This is a genomic window from Rhizobium sp. 32-5/1, assembly GCF_029537235.1.
Taxonomy (GTDB): domain Bacteria; phylum Pseudomonadota; class Alphaproteobacteria; order Rhizobiales; family Rhizobiaceae; genus Pararhizobium.
In genome coordinates, this window is record NZ_CP120638.1 from 1,124,108 (window position 1) to 1,139,514 (window position 15,407).

15 protein-coding genes and 5 pseudogenes are annotated in these 15,407 nt (G+C 60.6%); 8 read left to right on the forward strand and 12 right to left on the reverse strand.

What is annotated here, in order from left to right; all coding sequences use genetic code 11:
- The first annotated feature begins 78 nt into the window (after positions 1 to 78).
- The 3 genes from purD (at position 79) to P6U16_RS05885 (ending at position 1,978) form a co-directional block, all read left to right on the forward strand.
- On the forward strand, positions 79 to 1,350 hold the full coding sequence (gene purD / locus P6U16_RS05875; protein ID WP_277702981.1) for a phosphoribosylamine--glycine ligase: 1,272 nt from the start codon (positions 79 to 81) through the stop codon (positions 1,348 to 1,350).
- A gap of 110 nt (positions 1,351 to 1,460) precedes the next feature.
- A complete protein-coding gene (locus tag P6U16_RS05880; protein ID WP_277702982.1) occupies positions 1,461 to 1,847 on the forward strand; it encodes a plant virulence effector HPE1-like domain-containing protein in 387 nt (128 codons plus the stop codon).
- Positions 1,844 to 1,978, forward strand: coding sequence for a hypothetical protein (locus tag P6U16_RS05885; protein ID WP_277702983.1), 135 nt, complete (start codon positions 1,844 to 1,846; stop codon positions 1,976 to 1,978). Before P6U16_RS05880 ends, P6U16_RS05885 begins: the two co-directional genes overlap by 4 nt.
- A gap of 136 nt (positions 1,979 to 2,114) precedes the next feature.
- Here the strand turns inward: P6U16_RS05885 and glyS are convergent.
- From glyS to P6U16_RS05915, 6 genes and pseudogenes are all read right to left on the reverse strand, one after another.
- Positions 2,115 to 4,391, reverse strand: a pseudogene (gene glyS / locus P6U16_RS05890) (glycine--tRNA ligase subunit beta).
- Positions 4,392 to 4,483: 92 nt separating this feature from the next.
- Positions 4,484 to 4,779: pseudogene (locus P6U16_RS05895) on the reverse strand (HigA family addiction module antitoxin).
- 26 nt (positions 4,780 to 4,805) lie between these two features.
- Entirely contained in the window at positions 4,806 to 5,087 is a 282-nt protein-coding gene (locus P6U16_RS05900; RefSeq protein WP_277702984.1) for a type II toxin-antitoxin system RelE/ParE family toxin, read from the reverse strand.
- Positions 5,088 to 5,180: 93 nt separating this feature from the next.
- Positions 5,181 to 7,111 (reverse strand): annotated as a pseudogene (locus P6U16_RS05905) (DUF2207 domain-containing protein).
- 45 nt (positions 7,112 to 7,156) lie between these two features.
- Positions 7,157 to 8,429: pseudogene (locus P6U16_RS05910) on the reverse strand (3-phosphoshikimate 1-carboxyvinyltransferase).
- Positions 8,430 to 8,523: 94 nt separating this feature from the next.
- Positions 8,524 to 9,071 (reverse strand): annotated as a pseudogene (locus P6U16_RS05915) (LemA family protein).
- A 215-nt stretch (positions 9,072 to 9,286) separates the two neighbouring features.
- Here P6U16_RS05915 and P6U16_RS05920 point away from each other — a divergent pair.
- Together P6U16_RS05920 and P6U16_RS05925 are read left to right on the forward strand one after the other, a co-directional pair.
- Positions 9,287 to 9,484: a hypothetical protein gene (locus P6U16_RS05920; RefSeq protein ID WP_277702985.1), complete on the forward strand. Its 198-nt coding sequence runs from the start codon at positions 9,287 to 9,289 to the stop codon at positions 9,482 to 9,484.
- Positions 9,485 to 9,702: 218 nt separating this feature from the next.
- Positions 9,703 to 9,891 carry a hypothetical protein gene (locus P6U16_RS05925; RefSeq protein WP_277702986.1) on the forward strand — a complete coding sequence of 63 codons (189 nt, stop codon included), beginning with the start codon at positions 9,703 to 9,705 and terminating at the stop codon, positions 9,889 to 9,891.
- A gap of 25 nt (positions 9,892 to 9,916) precedes the next feature.
- On the opposite strand, the gene P6U16_RS05930 is transcribed toward P6U16_RS05925, so the two are convergent.
- Complete coding sequence (locus P6U16_RS05930; RefSeq protein ID WP_277702987.1) at positions 9,917 to 10,063, reverse strand: hypothetical protein; 147 nt, start codon at positions 10,061 to 10,063, stop codon at positions 9,917 to 9,919.
- A 23-nt stretch (positions 10,064 to 10,086) separates the two neighbouring features.
- Here P6U16_RS05930 and P6U16_RS05935 point away from each other — a divergent pair, with 23 nt between their 5' ends.
- Positions 10,087 to 10,227, forward strand: a complete 141-nt coding sequence (locus P6U16_RS05935; protein WP_277702988.1) for a hypothetical protein — start codon at positions 10,087 to 10,089, stop codon at positions 10,225 to 10,227.
- A 220-nt stretch (positions 10,228 to 10,447) separates the two neighbouring features.
- Here P6U16_RS05935 and P6U16_RS05940 read toward each other — a convergent pair whose 3' ends face one another.
- Positions 10,448 to 11,410 (reverse strand): glycine--tRNA ligase subunit alpha, encoded by a 963-nt coding sequence (locus tag P6U16_RS05940; protein ID WP_277702989.1) that lies wholly within the window; start codon positions 11,408 to 11,410, stop codon positions 10,448 to 10,450.
- 106 nt (positions 11,411 to 11,516) lie between these two features.
- Here P6U16_RS05940 and P6U16_RS05945 point away from each other — a divergent pair, with 106 nt between their 5' ends.
- On the forward strand, positions 11,517 to 11,792 hold the full coding sequence (locus P6U16_RS05945) for a hypothetical protein (RefSeq protein ID WP_277702990.1): 276 nt from the start codon (positions 11,517 to 11,519) through the stop codon (positions 11,790 to 11,792).
- Between the two features lie 318 nt (positions 11,793 to 12,110).
- On the opposite strand, the gene P6U16_RS05950 is transcribed toward P6U16_RS05945, so the two are convergent.
- From P6U16_RS05950 to P6U16_RS05965, 4 genes are all read right to left on the reverse strand, one after another.
- A complete protein-coding gene (locus tag P6U16_RS05950) occupies positions 12,111 to 12,299 on the reverse strand; it encodes a hypothetical protein (protein ID WP_277702991.1) in 189 nt (62 codons plus the stop codon).
- Between the two features lie 24 nt (positions 12,300 to 12,323).
- Positions 12,324 to 13,190 carry a S49 family peptidase gene (locus P6U16_RS05955; RefSeq protein WP_277702992.1) on the reverse strand — a complete coding sequence of 289 codons (867 nt, stop codon included), beginning with the start codon at positions 13,188 to 13,190 and terminating at the stop codon, positions 12,324 to 12,326.
- Between the two features lie 79 nt (positions 13,191 to 13,269).
- Positions 13,270 to 14,049, reverse strand: a complete 780-nt coding sequence (locus P6U16_RS05960; RefSeq protein ID WP_277702993.1) for a tRNA1(Val) (adenine(37)-N6)-methyltransferase — start codon at positions 14,047 to 14,049, stop codon at positions 13,270 to 13,272.
- A gap of 9 nt (positions 14,050 to 14,058) precedes the next feature.
- On the reverse strand, positions 14,059 to 14,280 hold the full coding sequence (locus tag P6U16_RS05965) for a DUF2007 domain-containing protein (RefSeq protein WP_277702994.1): 222 nt from the start codon (positions 14,278 to 14,280) through the stop codon (positions 14,059 to 14,061).
- A 108-nt stretch (positions 14,281 to 14,388) separates the two neighbouring features.
- Between P6U16_RS05965 and P6U16_RS05970 the strand changes: the two genes are divergently transcribed.
- Positions 14,389 to 15,405 (forward strand): polyprenyl synthetase family protein, encoded by a 1,017-nt coding sequence (locus P6U16_RS05970; RefSeq protein ID WP_277703762.1) that lies wholly within the window; start codon positions 14,389 to 14,391, stop codon positions 15,403 to 15,405.
- Positions 15,406 to 15,407: the final 2 nt, after the last annotated feature.

Below are 15,407 nucleotides of genomic sequence, written 5' to 3' on the forward strand. Positions count from 1 at the left end.
CGCATCGAAAACCGAGCTTTTTCCTTGACCTTGAACCGGCATCCGCTCTAGGGCAGCGCAACACTGCAGGAGTAGGCGATGAAAGTTCTTTTGATCGGTTCGGGTGGCCGCGAGCATGCGCTGGCCTGGAAACTGGCGCAGTCCCCGCGCCTGACCAAGCTCTACGCCGCGCCGGGAAATCCGGGCATTGGCGAGGAAGCCGAACTCGTCGCCATCAATACCGAAGATCAGCAGGCCGTGCTTGCCTTCTGCCAGGCAAACGCCATTGATTTCATCGTGGTCGGCCCAGAAGCGCCGCTGGTTGCCGGGCTTGCCGATACGCTGCGCGAGGCAGGATTTACCGTTTTCGGCCCATCGGCAGCGGCAGCCCAGCTCGAGGGCTCCAAGGGCTTTACCAAGGACATCTGCGCCAAATACTCGATCTCGACCGGCGCCTATCAGCGCTTCACGGCGGCCGAGCCGGCGAAAGCCTATATCCGCGAACAGGGTGCGCCGATCGTCATCAAGGCCGATGGCCTTGCCGCCGGCAAGGGCGTGACCGTGGCGATGATGGTCGACGAGGCGCTTGACGCCGTAGACAGCTGCTTTGACGGCGCCTTTGGCGCGGCCGGTGCGGAAGTGGTAGTCGAGGCCTATCTGGATGGCGAGGAAGCCAGCTTCTTCTGCCTTTGCGACGGCACGCATGCGCTGGCGCTCGCCTCGGCACAGGATCACAAGCGCGTCGGCGACGGCGATACCGGCCCGAACACCGGCGGCATGGGCGCCTATTCGCCGGCCCCGGTGATGACGCCAGACATGGTCGAGCGGACGATGAAGGAGATTATCGAGCCGACCATTCGCGGCATGACTGACAGCGGTCATCCCTTCTCGGGCGTGCTTTTTGCCGGCCTGATGATCACCAAGAAAGGCCCGGAACTGATCGAATACAATGTGCGTTTCGGCGATCCGGAAACGCAGGTGCTGATGATGCGGCTGAAGAGCGATCTTCTGACGCTCCTGCATGCGGCCGCGACCGGCACGCTCGATCAGATGGATGCGGAATGGCGCGACGAGGCGGCGCTGACCGTGGTCATGGCTTCGCGCGGATATCCCGGCACTTACGAGAAGAACACGCCGATCACCGCCCTTCCTGAAGCAGATGCCAACACCAAGGTTTTCCATGCCGGCACGGCCCTGAAAGACGGCCAATTGGTTGCCACCGGCGGCCGGGTGCTGAACGTTACCGCCATGGGCGACACCGTCGGCGCGGCCAAGGCGACAGCCTATGCGGCACTTGCAAAGGTAAAATGGGAGAACGGCTTCAGCCGCAGCGACATCGGCTGGCAGGCCGTCGCACGCGAAAAAGCGTAAACACCGCCTCTTCTGGAACCGGAAAAGTCATTCAATTTTTACCAACTCTCCTGACGGGAACGTAACGGAGATCGGATATTTTCGTCTGTGATATTCAGAGGAGAATGCCGATGCGCCACCTTGTGCTCACTGTCTCTTGCGTGTTTGCCGCAGGCTCCGCCTTCGCGTCGTCGATCGAGAGCGTGACGACCGGCACCGGTGACAACAACAGCATTGCGACTGTTTCCTGCGCAAGCTGCCCGCCGCTCATCGTCAAGAAGAAACTCAGCTATATCGTTCCTGAAGTCGCCAAGGGGACGGAGCGGGTGGAGTTGAAGGAACTGAACGGCAAGATGAAGCTGGTGCGCACCGAGGCCTGGCTTGGGGATCGCCGATCGTTTTCATCTCGACGGCTTCGGACGATGTCATCAAGGCCGCCCAGGCGAAAAGCCTACCGCAGCCAGCCGTGGCCGGCACTGTTGGTACCAACCCGGCGGATGCGCAGGCGGCGGCCGTGATTGCCGTCGATACCACCGCCAAGACCAGCGCACTCGGCACGATTTCGGCGGAAACAACCGAGTCGATAGCTGCTGATATAACGCCTTCACGAGAATTTGATCCGGCAGGTTTCGAACTTCGGTTAAACTAATCGGCATAAGCAGACCCCTGCCCCACCAGCCACGTTCAACAGGGCTGACCTGGGCATTCGCCTGATGGCGACGAAATGCGCCCCTGAGAGAAGCAGGGGCGCATTTTGTTTTAGCGGGTTCTTTTACAGACTGCTGTTATCCCGAAATCTTCGAGAAATCAGCAACCGTTCCCGTCGCAGCACGAATCTGGCCGAGCAGGGCCAGGCGGTTGGCGCGGATATCAGGGTTTTCGTCATTGACGAGCACATCGACAAAGAACTGATCGACCGGGCCGCGCAGCGAGGACAGCGCCTCCATGGCGGACCGGAAATCTTCCGCCTGAACTGCAGCTGCCGCATCGGAAGAGGCCTTGGTGACGGCCGCATGGAGCGCCTTTTCGGCATCGAGCACGAACAGATCAGGATCGACGGTAGCCGAGACCTGCGTCCCCTTCTTTTCCTCCGCCGCCAGAAGCTGCGTCGCCCGCTTGGTGCCGGCGAGCAGGTTGAGGCCCTCCTGCGAGGTGATGAAGGCCGTCAGCGCTTCGACGCGACGGGCAACCATAAGGAGGTCGTCAGCGTCGGGCGTGAGAACGGCGTCGATCAGGTCGTGGCGGGCGCCGAGATCGCGGAGGTAGACTTTGAGGCGGTCGTGGAAGAAGGAGAGGAGGTTTGACCAAATTGAATTTGCAGTACAAATACAATACATTGGCATAAATCCGCCATAACCAACGGCAATTACTTCGTCCACCGGAACGCCAGCTTCAAGTGCAAATTTCGTTCGAAAATCAATGGCTTCATACTGGTATTTGGGCAGCGAATTTAAAAGTAGCCCGCCGCCAATATTCAGGAGTCCCTTTATGTCGATCCACTTTTTTATTTGGAACAATAGACGAAGCACGCCCAGCGCCGCGCGGCGCAGCGCATAAGGGTCTTTAGATCCCGTTGGCTTGTCATTGATCATCCAGAAATCAAATAGCGTATCTAGCTTGTCGGCGAGCGCCACCGTAAGGCCGACGGCATCGGCGGGCAGTTGATCGGACGGGCCTTGCGGCTTCCAGTGATCTTCGACGGCCGCGGCGACGGAGGCATCCTCCCCTGCAGCAACGCATATTTGCGGCCCATCAGGCCCTGGAGCTCGGGGAATTCACCGACGGCTTCGGTGCGCAGATCGGCCTTGGCCAGCACGACGGCGCGATCGACCAAACCCGGATCGGCGCCGGTGGACTTGGCCAGTTCCGCAGCCAGCGCCCGAATACGCGCAACGCGCTCGCCCTGCGTGCCCAGCTTGGCATGGAAGGTCACGTTCAGCGCATCAAGCTTGGCCATGCGCTGGTCGAGCGGTTTGGCAAGATCGAGGTTAAACTTGGCAGCCGAGGCTTCGAGTGTTGCGAGATCCGGCAGGTTGCCCTGGTCGCGGGTCCAGAAATGCTTGGCGTCGGATAGACGCGCGCGCACGACCTTGCCGTTGCCGTGGACGATTTCCGCGCCGCCGTCGCTGGCCTCGATATTGGCGACGAGGATGAACTTGTTGGACAGGCCTTCACCGCCAACCGGGCGCGTCACGAAACACTTCTGGTTGGTCTTGATCGTCAGGCGGATGATTTCGGCCGGAATCGCCAGATAGTCCTCCTCGAAGGTGCCCATCAGCACCTGCGGCCATTCGACGAGGCCGGAGACTTCCTCCAGCAGCGCCTCGTCCTCGACCAGTTCCAGCCCGTTGGCAAAGGCAACATTGGCGGCATCGGCGGCGATGATCTGCTTGCGGCGTTCGCCGTCGAGGATGACCTTGGCTCTCTCCAGCTTTTCGACGTAATCGGCAAAGCGGCGCACGGTGATCGCATCAGGCGCGTGAAAACGGTGGCCATAGGTGACGTTGGAGGCGACGATGCCATCAACCTCGAACGGAATGACCTGCGTTTCCTCGTTTTCCGGGCCGAACGTGCAGACGATCGACTGCAACGGGCGCACCCAGCGCAGCGAGCCGGGTTTTGCCGAGGCAACACCGGAGCGCATCGGCTTCGGCCAGGGAAATTACGGATAATGCCGGGCATCACGTCGGCGACGATCTCTTCCGTCGGGCGGCCCGGCTTGACGATATGGGCGACGTAGAAATCGCCCTTCTTCGGATCGCTGTGCACATGCGCCTGGGCGATATCGGTGAGGCCGGCGCTGCGCAAAAGCCTTCGATCGCCTTTTCATTGGCGCTCGTGCTCGGGCCCTTGCGGTCCTCGCGCACATCGGCCGAGCGCGTGTTGAGACCGCGGATGTCCAGCGTCAGGCGGCGCGGCGTCCAATATTCGCGGGCACCCTCATAGGTCAGCCCCGCCTCGACCAGTGCATCGGTCAGAAGCTTCTTCAGATCGCCGGCAGCCTTGCGCTGCAAACGGGCCGGGATTTCCTCGGAGCGGAGTTCAAGCAGAAGATCGGGCATGGACGGATGCTTTTCTATGGGACCAATGGACTGCGGCGGACTTAGCAAGCCCGGCAGCAAAAGTCATCCGGTGAATGGCGGAAAGTCCTCATTCACGCAGCGTTGCGGACGGGGATTCGCTCAATCTCCGCACGATTTCGCTCGGCTTCGATTTTCAAGTCGTAGCGCACCTGCAGATTCATCCAGAGTTCCGGTGTGGTGTTAAAAAACGAGCGAGGCGCAACGCCGTATCCGAGGTCATCGCGGTCTTGCCCGAAACGATACGTTCGATTCGAGTCCTCGGGACATTCAGTTTCTTGGCAAGCATTCCGGCGCTCATCTTCAACGGATCGAGATAAAGCTCCTTGAGAATTTCGCCCGGATGGATTGGGGGAAGTACGTCAATCATGGAAACTCCAATTCGACCGCGATTGGTCAGTGATAGTCGACGATCTCGACATCATCAGCACCGCCTTCCGACCACGAAAAACAGATGCGCCATTGCTGGTTGATGCGGACCGAATATTGCCCCTCACGGTCGCCCGACAGTTTCTCGAGGCGATTACCGGGTGGTGACATCATGTCCTTCAGATCCGTCGTCGTATGCAACAGAGCCAGCAACTGCTGTGCACGCCGCACGAGATCCGCAGGAAAACCTTTCTTCACGCTCCCGTTCGCCACGGATAGAGACAGTTTGTCCTTGAACGAACGGATCATCCGCGCCTCCGAATTGTATCAAAGAATGATACACAAAGACAAATGGGTCAAGTATCACTGACACGATACAAAAGCATTGACTGTCTTTTGGCCCTACCAGCCCCCGCCGCCACCACCGCCACCCCCGCCACCCGAGGAGCCGCCGCCGGAGGAAAAACCGGAGGATGAACTGCTGGGCGGCGCTGGCAGGGACGAGGACATGGTGCTGGCCATGGAGCCGGCAAAGCCACCCATGCGATCGCCGAACGCGCCGGCCGTGAAACTGTCGCCATGGTACCAGCCAGGATGATAGGCTACGGCACCGGCGGATGCGGCGAGCAGCCAGCGATCGAAGGTCTGCGACCAGGGCTTTTCAACGCCGAGCGCCACCGCATAGGGCAGCAGCCGTTCGAAATGCTGGGGCGACATCTCGGGTGCGCCCGCCATGTTCATACGGTCTTTTTCGGCGAGCGTCAGATATTGCCGCAGGCCGTCAATGCCATCCATCATCTTCGAGCCGAGCGGCGTCGGCGCACCCATCAGGTAGAAGAACAGGAGATTGACCAGCACGATGCCGCCGACCGAAATCAGCAGCGGAATCTGATGAGCTTCGAGCGCCGTGGTCACCACCACGGCCAGGACCGTCAGCGCGGTGGAAAACAGGATGAAGCCGAAGACGGCAGCAAACAGGACGGCGACGATGCGAGAAAACAGGCTGCCGCCCCTCCTGAACATGCGGCCGATGCCGACGGCAAACAGGGTGACGAATACCGAGGCGATCACCGGCAGGATCACGACCAGAATGGTGACCTCGTCGAGCGAGCCAAACACAAGGATGGCCAGCAGGAACAGCACGGACAGGACGATGCCGCCGACGACATAGGCGGTGTTGGCCTGGTAGTATTTGTTTCGGTGTTCCTTTTCCATCGCCGAGCGGAAATCGGAGCCGACCTTCTTGACCGCCTCGCCATTTGCCTTGTCGATCTTGAGCACGCCACCGGCGGCGTGGACGGCTTTGATCAACGTCATCTCGCCGGTGGGCAGCGTCCCCGGCAGGCTTTTTCCGTCGATCGCAGGATGAGCGCGGTCTTCAGGTCCTCCAGCACGACATAGCCACCTACGGCCAGATTGAGCGCCGCAGCGGACAAAGAGCTCCAGCCCTGGCCGGAAAAGCCCTTATTGTCGATATAGTTGACCAGCGCCGGCGATATGCCGTCCGGCGCATCCCAGCGCGGCACCATGACGCCGCGGGCGGGATCGCGGCCGACCTTCCACCACATGCGCGAATAATAGAGCCCGACGATGACGAGGCAGGCGATCGCCAGCATCGGCGCAAGATTGTCGCGGAACCACCAGAGCTTTTCCTGCGCGGCCGATGGCGGGTCGATGCTGCCCTTCGGCATCTTCACGGCGATCGTCAGCCCCTCGCCGGGCTCGAGCCGCCGAGTGGTTCGGAAATCCAGCCGGTCGCCGTCCTCGAGGGCACGGGCATTCTTGTCGGTCGCGCCGAAACTCCCGGTAAAGACATCCAGCGCCTCGGCCCTGACGGCATCGGGAAGCGTGACGGTCGCCGACGCCTCCTCGATCGCAAAAGCCCATTCGGTACCGGTGACATTCCAGTACAGTTCGTCATGATCGGCAAAGAATCGGATCTGGCGAGCGGTTTCATAGGTCAGCGCGAAGGTGTGTTCGCCGGGGGTCAGCAAGACATCGGCCTCGCCGGTATAGATGCGGACGCCGCCACTGATCGACTCTGTGCGATCCGGCTCGGCGCGGCCGTCGCGGGTGACGGAGATCAGCTTGAAATCGACCTTGACCGTGCGGCCGCTGCCATCGGTGAAGGTCAGCGGAAAATCGCGGTAGATGCCGCGCTTGATCCTGACGCCCTCGACCGTCGCGACAATCGTCTCGGTAACGGTCAGAACGCCCGATTTCGCAAGCGTGATATCGGAATGATAGGAGCTTAAGACCTCCTCCGCCCTTGCTGCACCGGCAGCGATGAAAAGCAGGGCGATCATGCCGACGAGGCCAAGGAGGCGGTTCATGCGATCATTCCTTCGGCTTGTCCAGTCGGTGAAATCCACGTTTCGTCAGGGCTTGTCGCCGGTGAAATTCACACCGAGCGAGGCCAGTTCGTCCCAGTAGCGCGGATAGGTCTTGGCCACGCAGGCCGGATCAAGAATGGTGATGCCGTTGATCTTGAGGCCCGCCAGCGCAAAGCTCATGGCGATGCGATGATCCGCGAACGTATCGATATCCGCCGGCAGCGTCTGGCCGGCGAGCGACGGGTCGGATGCGATGACGAGATCGTCGCCTTCCTCGACCGCAAGGCCGGCACGGATGTTCGTCAACCCTGTGGACAGCGCCCGGATGCGGTCGCATTCCTTGACGCGCAGGTTCTCGATGCCAACGAAGCGCACGGGCGTCTCGTTGAAGGCGGCGAGTACCGCAAGCGTCGGCACGGCATCCTGCATCTGCGATCCGTCGATGACATCTGGCATGTTCGGGAAGCTTGCGATGACCTCATAGGCCTTGGCGTCCGGCTGGGAGAAGGCCTCAGCCGCGACGCCGAGATCGATCCTGCCGCCGGTTAGCACTTCCGCCGCCCAGAGATAGGTCGCAGCCGAGGCGTCCGGCTCGATGACGTAGTCGGTTGCCGTATAGCATGTCGGCGCGATCTGCCAGACGGAGGGGCTGGCCTGCGTGACCCTGGCACCGAAAGCCTGCATGGCGGCGACCGTCAGGTCGATATAACCGCGTGCGCCGATTTCGTCCCCGGCCAGTTCGATGCTGACGGCCCGCGAACCACCGGCAGCCGCCATCAGAAGCGCCGAAACATACTGGCTGGAAAGGCCGGCATCGATCGTCACATGATCGCGCGCGAAATCGCCTGTACCGGAAATCGTCACCGGCGGACATCCGGTCTCTGCCTCGATGCTGACGCCGAGCGAGCGTAGCGCGGTTACCAGCGGCGCGATCGGCCGCTTGCGCATATGCTGGTCGCCATCGACGACAACGGTGCCTTCGACCAGAGCGGCAGCCGCCGTCAGGAAGCGCGTGGCTGTGCCGGCATTGCCGAGGAACAGCGGCTTTTCGGGGGACAGAAGCTTGCCGCTGCCGGTAACGATGAAGGTCGTATCGTCGGGCTCGGAAATCTCGACGCCCATGGCCCGCAGCGCATCCGCCATATACCGGGTGTCGTCGCTTTTCAGCGCACCCGTCAGGTGGCTGGTCCCCTTGGCGAGGCCGGCCAGCAGCAGCGCGCGGTTGGTGATCGACTTCGAGCCGGGGGCTGACGCGGCCTTGAAGCGGGTGGCCGGGCGGCAGGATGGTCAGCTTCTGGTCTGCGTTGCTCATGCTCATGTCTCTTGATGCCTTCACCGCCGCCTGTTCACGGCTGCGCGTCCTCAATCTGTCATGGAAAGCCGTCTACGACGGAACGTCGTTTCGAGCTAGATCAAAACTTCACCACCGGCACAGCACGATCGGCTTCATTGGCGATTTCGAAATAGGCGGCCTTGGAAAAGCCGAAGGGGCCGGCGATGAAGTTGGAGGAAAGCTCTCGACCTTGACGTTGAGGTCGCGGGCGGCGCCATTGTAGTAGCGCCGGGCCATCTGCACTTCGCTTTCGATCCCTTCCAGCGACTGCTGAAGCTCGGAAAAGTTCTGATTGGCCTTTAGGTCCGGATAGGCTTCCGCCAGCGCAAAGACTTTGCCGAGCGCCTGGCTGAGCAGGCCTTCGGCGGCAGCGCGGCCGGCAACGTCGCCACCCGGCACCGCCTGGGCGCGGCTGCGTAGGCCGACGACCTCTTCGAGCGTGCCCTTTTCATGAGCGGCGTAACCCTTGACCGTCTCGATCAGATTGGGGATCAGGTCGGCGCGACGCTTCAACTGGACGTCAATGCCGGACCACGCCTCTTCCTTCACCTGCCGTGCCTTGACCAGGCTGTTATAGACGAAAATCAGGTACACGATCAACGCGGCGCCGATAGCCAGACCAATCATCAAAAATCCCCTCAAGCCCATATTTTCACGCAGTGAATGCGCCTCCGGCACAGGCTTTAGCATATCGGATCTGCGCGTGCACCCACCGCGCAATCGATCTCCTTCCCCTGCCCGCCCTGTCCGAAAATCACGTGTTCCTTGCGGAACCGCAGGGCGACGGCCGATCGGCGATAGTCGGTTCATCAGAGCAACACGAACCGACAAAGACCAGTCCGATGAAAACCCTTGCAACCCTCGTCAACGTCATCGCCTTCACGGCCCTTTTCGTTGCCTATTCTGCCGGTGGTTCCATCGAAAAACCGACCGGTGTGCGCCGCGCGCTTCAGACCTATGCCGGCCAGCTTTCGACCGGCGCCTTCCCGACCCTGAAGCCCGTCTGGCAGATTGGCGTCGAGGCCAGCGACCTGATCTGAGCCTCGCCCACAAACCTCTTAACCGCTGGTAAACGAATAAGGCCGTCAGCGCGGTCCATCGCTAATCTTACCTAAGCAGGGGTCGCGATTCCGCATAAAGTCCGCTGAAGCTATTCTCTCCTCACGTTTTTCGTTTGCCGCGGTCAGTGTTGGACCGGAGTTTGGTGGCCATGAAAGCTGCTCGCAAACCAGCATAAACCCGAGTGCGAGACGCTCCCATGACCGTTACTCTGATCAACACGCTTGTCTTCGCTGCGCTTTTCATTTTTCACATCACCGCGATGCCGGCGCAACGTCCCGTTGGACTACGCCGGGCGCTTCAGACCTATGCCGGTCAGTTCCCAACCGGCGGCAGCATGGCAAGACCTGTGTGGCAGATCGGCGTCGATGCCAGCGACATGATTTGACGGACTGGCAGCAACCGCCGGGTAGCTAGAACTGGCGATTGCGGTGGAACAGGCAAGGCGTATCCTTTTCCCATGTTCTGAGCACCGTGCGGCCATGGAAGACCGCAGACCCTGCCATGAAGGCCACTTCGAAACCGAAGGCGAGACGCAGACTGTTGCCTCGCCCAACCATCAGTGAAGTGCGAACATTGACCCATGACCATCATCTCCATGATCACCCTTTCGGCCATGATCCTCGTCTGCGCGAGCCACGTGGCGGCGATCCGCGCGCAAAGGCAGGAACCGCGCCGGAAAACCATGGTTCCGGTGCGCGTGAACCGTCCCGGCAGCCGTTGACGGGACAGCGGCCATCCGCCCATGGCGGCTTGGCACGTCCCGGATCGTTCGGCATTTCGCGCAGGCCCGGCCGAGCCTGTTGCTGAAGCGAAAGGGCTTTTACGGAATGGAATAGCTTCTTCCGCTTGCGACAAGCCATCGGGCAAATCGCAAGGGAAGCAAGCGGAGCAGGTGACAATCCGGGATGCGACCGACAGGGAGCCGTCTTACCCGAGCCCTGTTACGCTGCGCGCTCGGAAAGGTTGGCACCGCCGGCGTCCGTCAGCAGAAACGCCTCGCCACAGGCCTTGGCGAGCGTGCGGACACGCAGGATATAGCTCTGCCGTTCCGTCACCGAAATTACGCCCCGCGCATCGAGAAGGTTGAACACGTGACTAGCCTTGATGCACTGGTCGTAGGCCGGGAAAACGCATTTGTGCAGCGTTGCGTTTGCCCCCGGCTGCGGCGCGCCGGCAGAAAGCAGCGCCAGGCACTCGGTTTCCGCATCGATGAAATGCTGGTGCAGCATCGCGGTGTTGGCATATTCGAAATTGTGCCGCGAATATTCCTGCTCGGCCTGCAGGAAGACGTCGCCATAGCTGATCTTTTCCGCGCCTTCGCGACCGTTGAAGTTCAGGTCGTAGACATTGTCGACGCCCTGGACATACATGGCGAGACGCTCGAGACCATAGGTCAGTTCGCCCGAGACCGGCGAACATTCGAGGCCGCAGACCTGCTGGAAATAAGTGAACTGCGAGACTTCCATGCCATCGCACCAGCACTCCCAGCCGAGACCCCAGGCGCCCAGCGTCGGGCTTTCCCAGTCGTCCTCGACAAAGCGGATATCGTGCAGCAACGGATCGAGCCCGATCGCCTCCAGCGAACCGAGATAGAGCTCCTGCAAATTGGACGGGTTCGGCTTCAGGATGACCTGATACTGATAATAATGCTGCAGCCGGTTCGGGTTTTCGCCGTAACGCCCGTCGGTCGGGCGGCGCGAAGGCTGCACATAGGCCGCACGCCATGGCTTCGGACCGAGCGCCCTCAGCGTTGTTGCCGGATGGAACGTGCCGGCGCCGACCTCCATGTCATAGGGCTGCAGCACGGCGCAGCCCTTGTCGGCCCAATAGGCATGCAGCGTCAGGATCAGCGCCTGGAAGGAGCGCTTCGGGTTCATGTGATCCGGCAGGGGAGCGGTTGTCATGAGCGATACCTGTTACCTAATTTTGCGGCGACAGGTGCCATGGGAGAGGACAAGGGTCAATACATATCGTAGTATTGGGGGACCGTTTTGCGATCGGAGACGAAGCATGAACATCAAGACCACAGTCACGCTTTCCGAGCGCAATCTGCGCTATGCGGAAAAGATGGTCGAAGAGGGAGCCTTTCCGTCGGTATCCGATGTGATCGAGGCCAGCATCGAACAGATGATGTTGAATAGCCAGTCTTCGGATGATCCTTTGGCCGGCATGGCCGATGAGATCAGACGACGCATGGAATTGCCGCGAGATCAGTGGATTTCTATGAAAGACGATGACGTATTTGAAAATGTTCGCGCGCGCATCAGGGCAAGATCGAAAGAATGACGTCGGCCTACGAACTCCAATACCATCCTGAGATCGGCGATGACCTGTTCGATATTTTCACGCTGATCGAGGGCTATTCTGGATCAGAGGTTGCTCACCGTAAACTGAACGAGCTTGAGCGCTTCATGAAAGCATTGACCGATTTCCCACACACCGGATCACTGCGGGAGGACTTCGGACAGAACATCCGTGCTATCCCGGCAGGTAAAAGGGTGTCATTTGCTTTTCGATCAAAGAGGACGAACGCGTCGTTTTCATCCTGTCGGTTACCTATGCAGGCGCTGATTGGATGTCGCGGATCGGAAGCCGATTGTAAGCTCACTCCTCCGGCTTCTTCAGCCGATACTCGCCGGTCTCGGGATCCTTTACCAGCGTGCCCTGCGAGCCGGTTTCCTGCTGGCGGCGGGCTTCCTGGCGGCGGCGGGTGAGTTTTTCGGCATCTGTCACGAACTTGCGGTAACCGAACCAGAGCGCGCCGGCAAACAGCAGCAGGAAAATGATTTGCATAACGCCCCCGATCCCTTTGTAAGTCTACAGCCCGAACCGGCCCCACAATGCCTTTTCTTCCGCCACATCCGCAAGGCCTGAGATTGCGGAAGCGGTGATCCGCTCCGCCATGTCGCCCGAAATCGTCGCGCCCGGCTGGCGACGGCCGAACAGACCCCGCGCGCCGGAAATCAGCTGCAGCGTCGTCTTGTCGCCAAAACGTTTCTTCAATTCGCCGCGCATGTCACCAAGCCCGTCGATAAGGCCCAGATCCTTTGCCCGATTTCCCGTCCAGAACAGGCCTGAGAAAATTTCGAGATTGTCTGCGAGCAAATGGCCGCGGCGCGCCTTGACCATGCCGATGAAGATTTCGTGGATTTCGAGCTGCAGGCCTTTCAGGAACTCGATGTCCTTTTCCTTCTCCGGCTGGAAAGGATCAAGCATGACCTTGTTCTGGCCAGCCGTATAGACGCGGCGCTCGACACCGATCTTCTTCAACAGCTCGGGAAAACCGAAACCGCCCGAGACGACGCCGATCGAACCGACGATCGAGGTCGGATCGGCGATGATCTCGTCACCGGCAAGCGCGATCATGTAGCCGCCGGAGGCTGCCACATCCTCGACGAAGACGATGACACGCTTGTTCTTCTCTGCCGCAAGATCGCGGATGCGCTGATAGATCAGGCGCGACTGTACCGGCGAGCCGCCGGGCGAATTGATCGAAATCGCGACGGCCGGTGCATCCTTCATCGAAAAGGCTTTTTCAAGAACCGTCGATGCGCTGGCCAGATTGAGCGCTGGCCGGAACTGGCTTCCGCCCGCCATGATGGCACCGTGCAACCGGACGACCGGAATGGTGACGCCGTCTTTGCGAAAACGTTTCGGCATCCACTTCTTCAAGAATCCGGTCATCTGATCTCCCGCTGGTCTTTCATCATCATGCACCGGATGTATGCACTGGACCGCCAAACGCAATGGCCGCCCTGGAAATTCATTTGCGTCGATAGGCTATCCGACCATTACTCAGGTCGTCGACATCAGGCGCGAATCTGTGGCTTTCCGTCTCGTGCATAATGAGCGGTGCCCGCAGGATAAGCCGCGCGCGGCTTTGCTTGATCGCGGTGACAAGAATGCGCACGGCGTTTTCGCCCGGCCTTGGATGCAGCGGCGTGATCTCGATGCCGCCGAAGCGGCGGCCGCAGGCGGCGATTATGTCGGCGATCGACTGAGGCCGGGCGATCAGCGACATCTGCCCGCCGGGCCGCAGGATTGCGCCGGCCGTGCGGATCCAGGTCTCGAACAGGCCCTCGACCATGGCATGGGCTTCCGCCTTCAGCGCATCCGGGGTCTTGCGGTCGGAGCCATCGTTGAAGGGCGGGTTCATGATCACATGATCGAAGCTGTTGTCCGCAAGCCCGGCAGCGACGCGCGCCCGTCCGGTCAAGGCAACATCAGCCTCCAGCACCGAGACACGGGCAGCAAGCGGTTGGTTTTCCGCAAGGGCGATACTCCGGCGCGCAAACTCCGCCATCAGGGACGAACGTTCGACTAGCATCACCTCCGCATCCTCCAGACGCGAGGCGACCGCCATGCCCGCAGCACCCGCACCGGCGCCAAGATCCGCAACCCGACACGGCCGCTCAGCAGCGACCAGAGAGGCAAGCAGCATCGCATCCATGCCGGATCGATGCCCCTGCCCCAGAGGCTGGACAAGACGGAACCGTCCACGATGGAAGCTGTCGATGGTTTCGGTCATCACTGAACTGCTCATCCGGCGACGCTACTCCCGCAATTCCGATTCGAGCCCGGCATCGACAAGGATGCGGCGTGCCTCGATGGCATCATCTTCGGCAACGAGGAAACGGCGCGGCAGAAGGCCCAGCGAGCCTTCGAGAATGCTCATGCCCTGATCCGCAATGAAACACGGGATTTCCGCATCCTTCATCAGGCTTTCCGCGAAGGAGAGGACAACGGCGTCATTCGTGCGGATCAATTCCTTCATATCGTATGGTTTTCCTCGCTTAATTTAAGCAATCGGGACAATTCGCCTCTTGCCGCCACCAGCCCCCTTTCTATTGTCGAACCCGAAATGGAACAGGAGTGCCTTGTGTTGGGCGTAGTGATACCGCTGGAAGACGGCAAAAACAAACAGGCTTCGGTCAAGCCGCTCGTCGATCTGACCAGAGCCGACATGGAGCGGGTCAACCAACTCATCCTGTCGAAAGCCGGTTCCGACGTACAGATGATTCCGGAAGTGGCCAACCACCTGATCTCGTCGGGCGGAAAGCGTCTGCGGCCGATGCTGACGCTGGCTTCGGCCTCCATGTTCGGCTTCACCGGCGACGCGCATATCAAGCTGGCGACCAGCGTCGAATTCATGCACACGGCAACGCTGCTGCACGACGATGTCGTTGACGAGAGCGACCTGCGCCGCGGCAAATCGACCGCGCGGATGATCTGGGGCAACCAGGCGAGCGTTCTGGTCGGCGATTTCCTGCTGGGCCAGGCCTTCCGCATGATGGTCGATGTCGGCTCGCTCGATGCGCTGGACGTGCTGTCGACCGCTGCCTCGGTGATTGCTGAGGGCGAAGTGCTGCAGCTTTCCGTCGCCAAGAACATGGAAACGACGGAAGACGACTATCTCTCGGTGATTCGGGCCAAGACGGCAGCGCTGTTTGCCGCGGCAGCCGAAGTCGGCCCGATCGTCGCCAAGACCGACAAGGCGAGCCGCAATGCGCTGAAATCCTACGGCATGAACCTCGGTCTTGCCTTCCAGCTGGTGGATGATGTGCTCGACTATGGCGGCAAGGCAGCCGATCTCGGCAAGAACACCGGCGACGATTTCCGCGAGGGCAAGATCACGCTTCCGGTGATCCTCTCCTATCGCCGCGGCACGCAGGAAGAGCGCACCTTCTGGCGCGACGCCATAGAAGCCGGTAATTCCACCGACCAGAATCTGGAAAAGGCACTTGGCTTGATCACGCGCTATGGCGGCCTGACAGACACTATCGCGCGCGCGCAGCACTACGGAACGATTGCCCGCGATGCGCTGGCCCCGCTCCCGGAATCGCCGTGGAAATCGGCGCTGCTTGAGGTCATCGATTTCTGCATCGATCGGGTTAGCTGATC

Excerpts from the sequence above, each read along its gene's own strand:
- P6U16_RS05925 (WP_277702986.1), top strand. The coding sequence starts at position 9,703 with ATGACCGTTACTCTGATCAACACGCTTGTCTTCGCTGCGCTTTTCATT.
- P6U16_RS05960 (WP_277702993.1), bottom strand. The coding sequence starts at position 14,049 with ATGAGCAGTTCAGTGATGACCGAAACCATCGACAGCTTCCATCGTGGA.
- purD (WP_277702981.1), top strand. The coding sequence starts at position 79 with ATGAAAGTTCTTTTGATCGGTTCGGGTGGCCGCGAGCATGCGCTGGCC.
- P6U16_RS05950 (WP_277702991.1), bottom strand. The coding sequence starts at position 12,299 with ATGCAAATCATTTTCCTGCTGCTGTTTGCCGGCGCGCTCTGGTTCGGT.
- P6U16_RS05900 (WP_277702984.1), bottom strand. The coding sequence starts at position 5,087 with ATGATCCGTTCGTTCAAGGACAAACTGTCTCTATCCGTGGCGAACGGG.
- P6U16_RS05940 (WP_277702989.1), bottom strand. The coding sequence starts at position 11,410 with ATGACAACCGCTCCCCTGCCGGATCACATGAACCCGAAGCGCTCCTTC.
- P6U16_RS05955 (WP_277702992.1), bottom strand. The coding sequence starts at position 13,190 with ATGACCGGATTCTTGAAGAAGTGGATGCCGAAACGTTTTCGCAAAGAC.
- P6U16_RS05965 (WP_277702994.1), bottom strand. The coding sequence starts at position 14,280 with ATGAAGGAATTGATCCGCACGAATGACGCCGTTGTCCTCTCCTTCGCG.
- P6U16_RS05945 (WP_277702990.1), top strand. The coding sequence starts at position 11,517 with ATGAACATCAAGACCACAGTCACGCTTTCCGAGCGCAATCTGCGCTAT.
- P6U16_RS05930 (WP_277702987.1), bottom strand. The coding sequence starts at position 10,063 with ATGGTTGGGCGAGGCAACAGTCTGCGTCTCGCCTTCGGTTTCGAAGTG.
- P6U16_RS05935 (WP_277702988.1), top strand. The coding sequence starts at position 10,087 with ATGACCATCATCTCCATGATCACCCTTTCGGCCATGATCCTCGTCTGC.
- P6U16_RS05880 (WP_277702982.1), top strand. The coding sequence starts at position 1,461 with ATGCGCCACCTTGTGCTCACTGTCTCTTGCGTGTTTGCCGCAGGCTCC.
- P6U16_RS05920 (WP_277702985.1), top strand. The coding sequence starts at position 9,287 with ATGAAAACCCTTGCAACCCTCGTCAACGTCATCGCCTTCACGGCCCTT.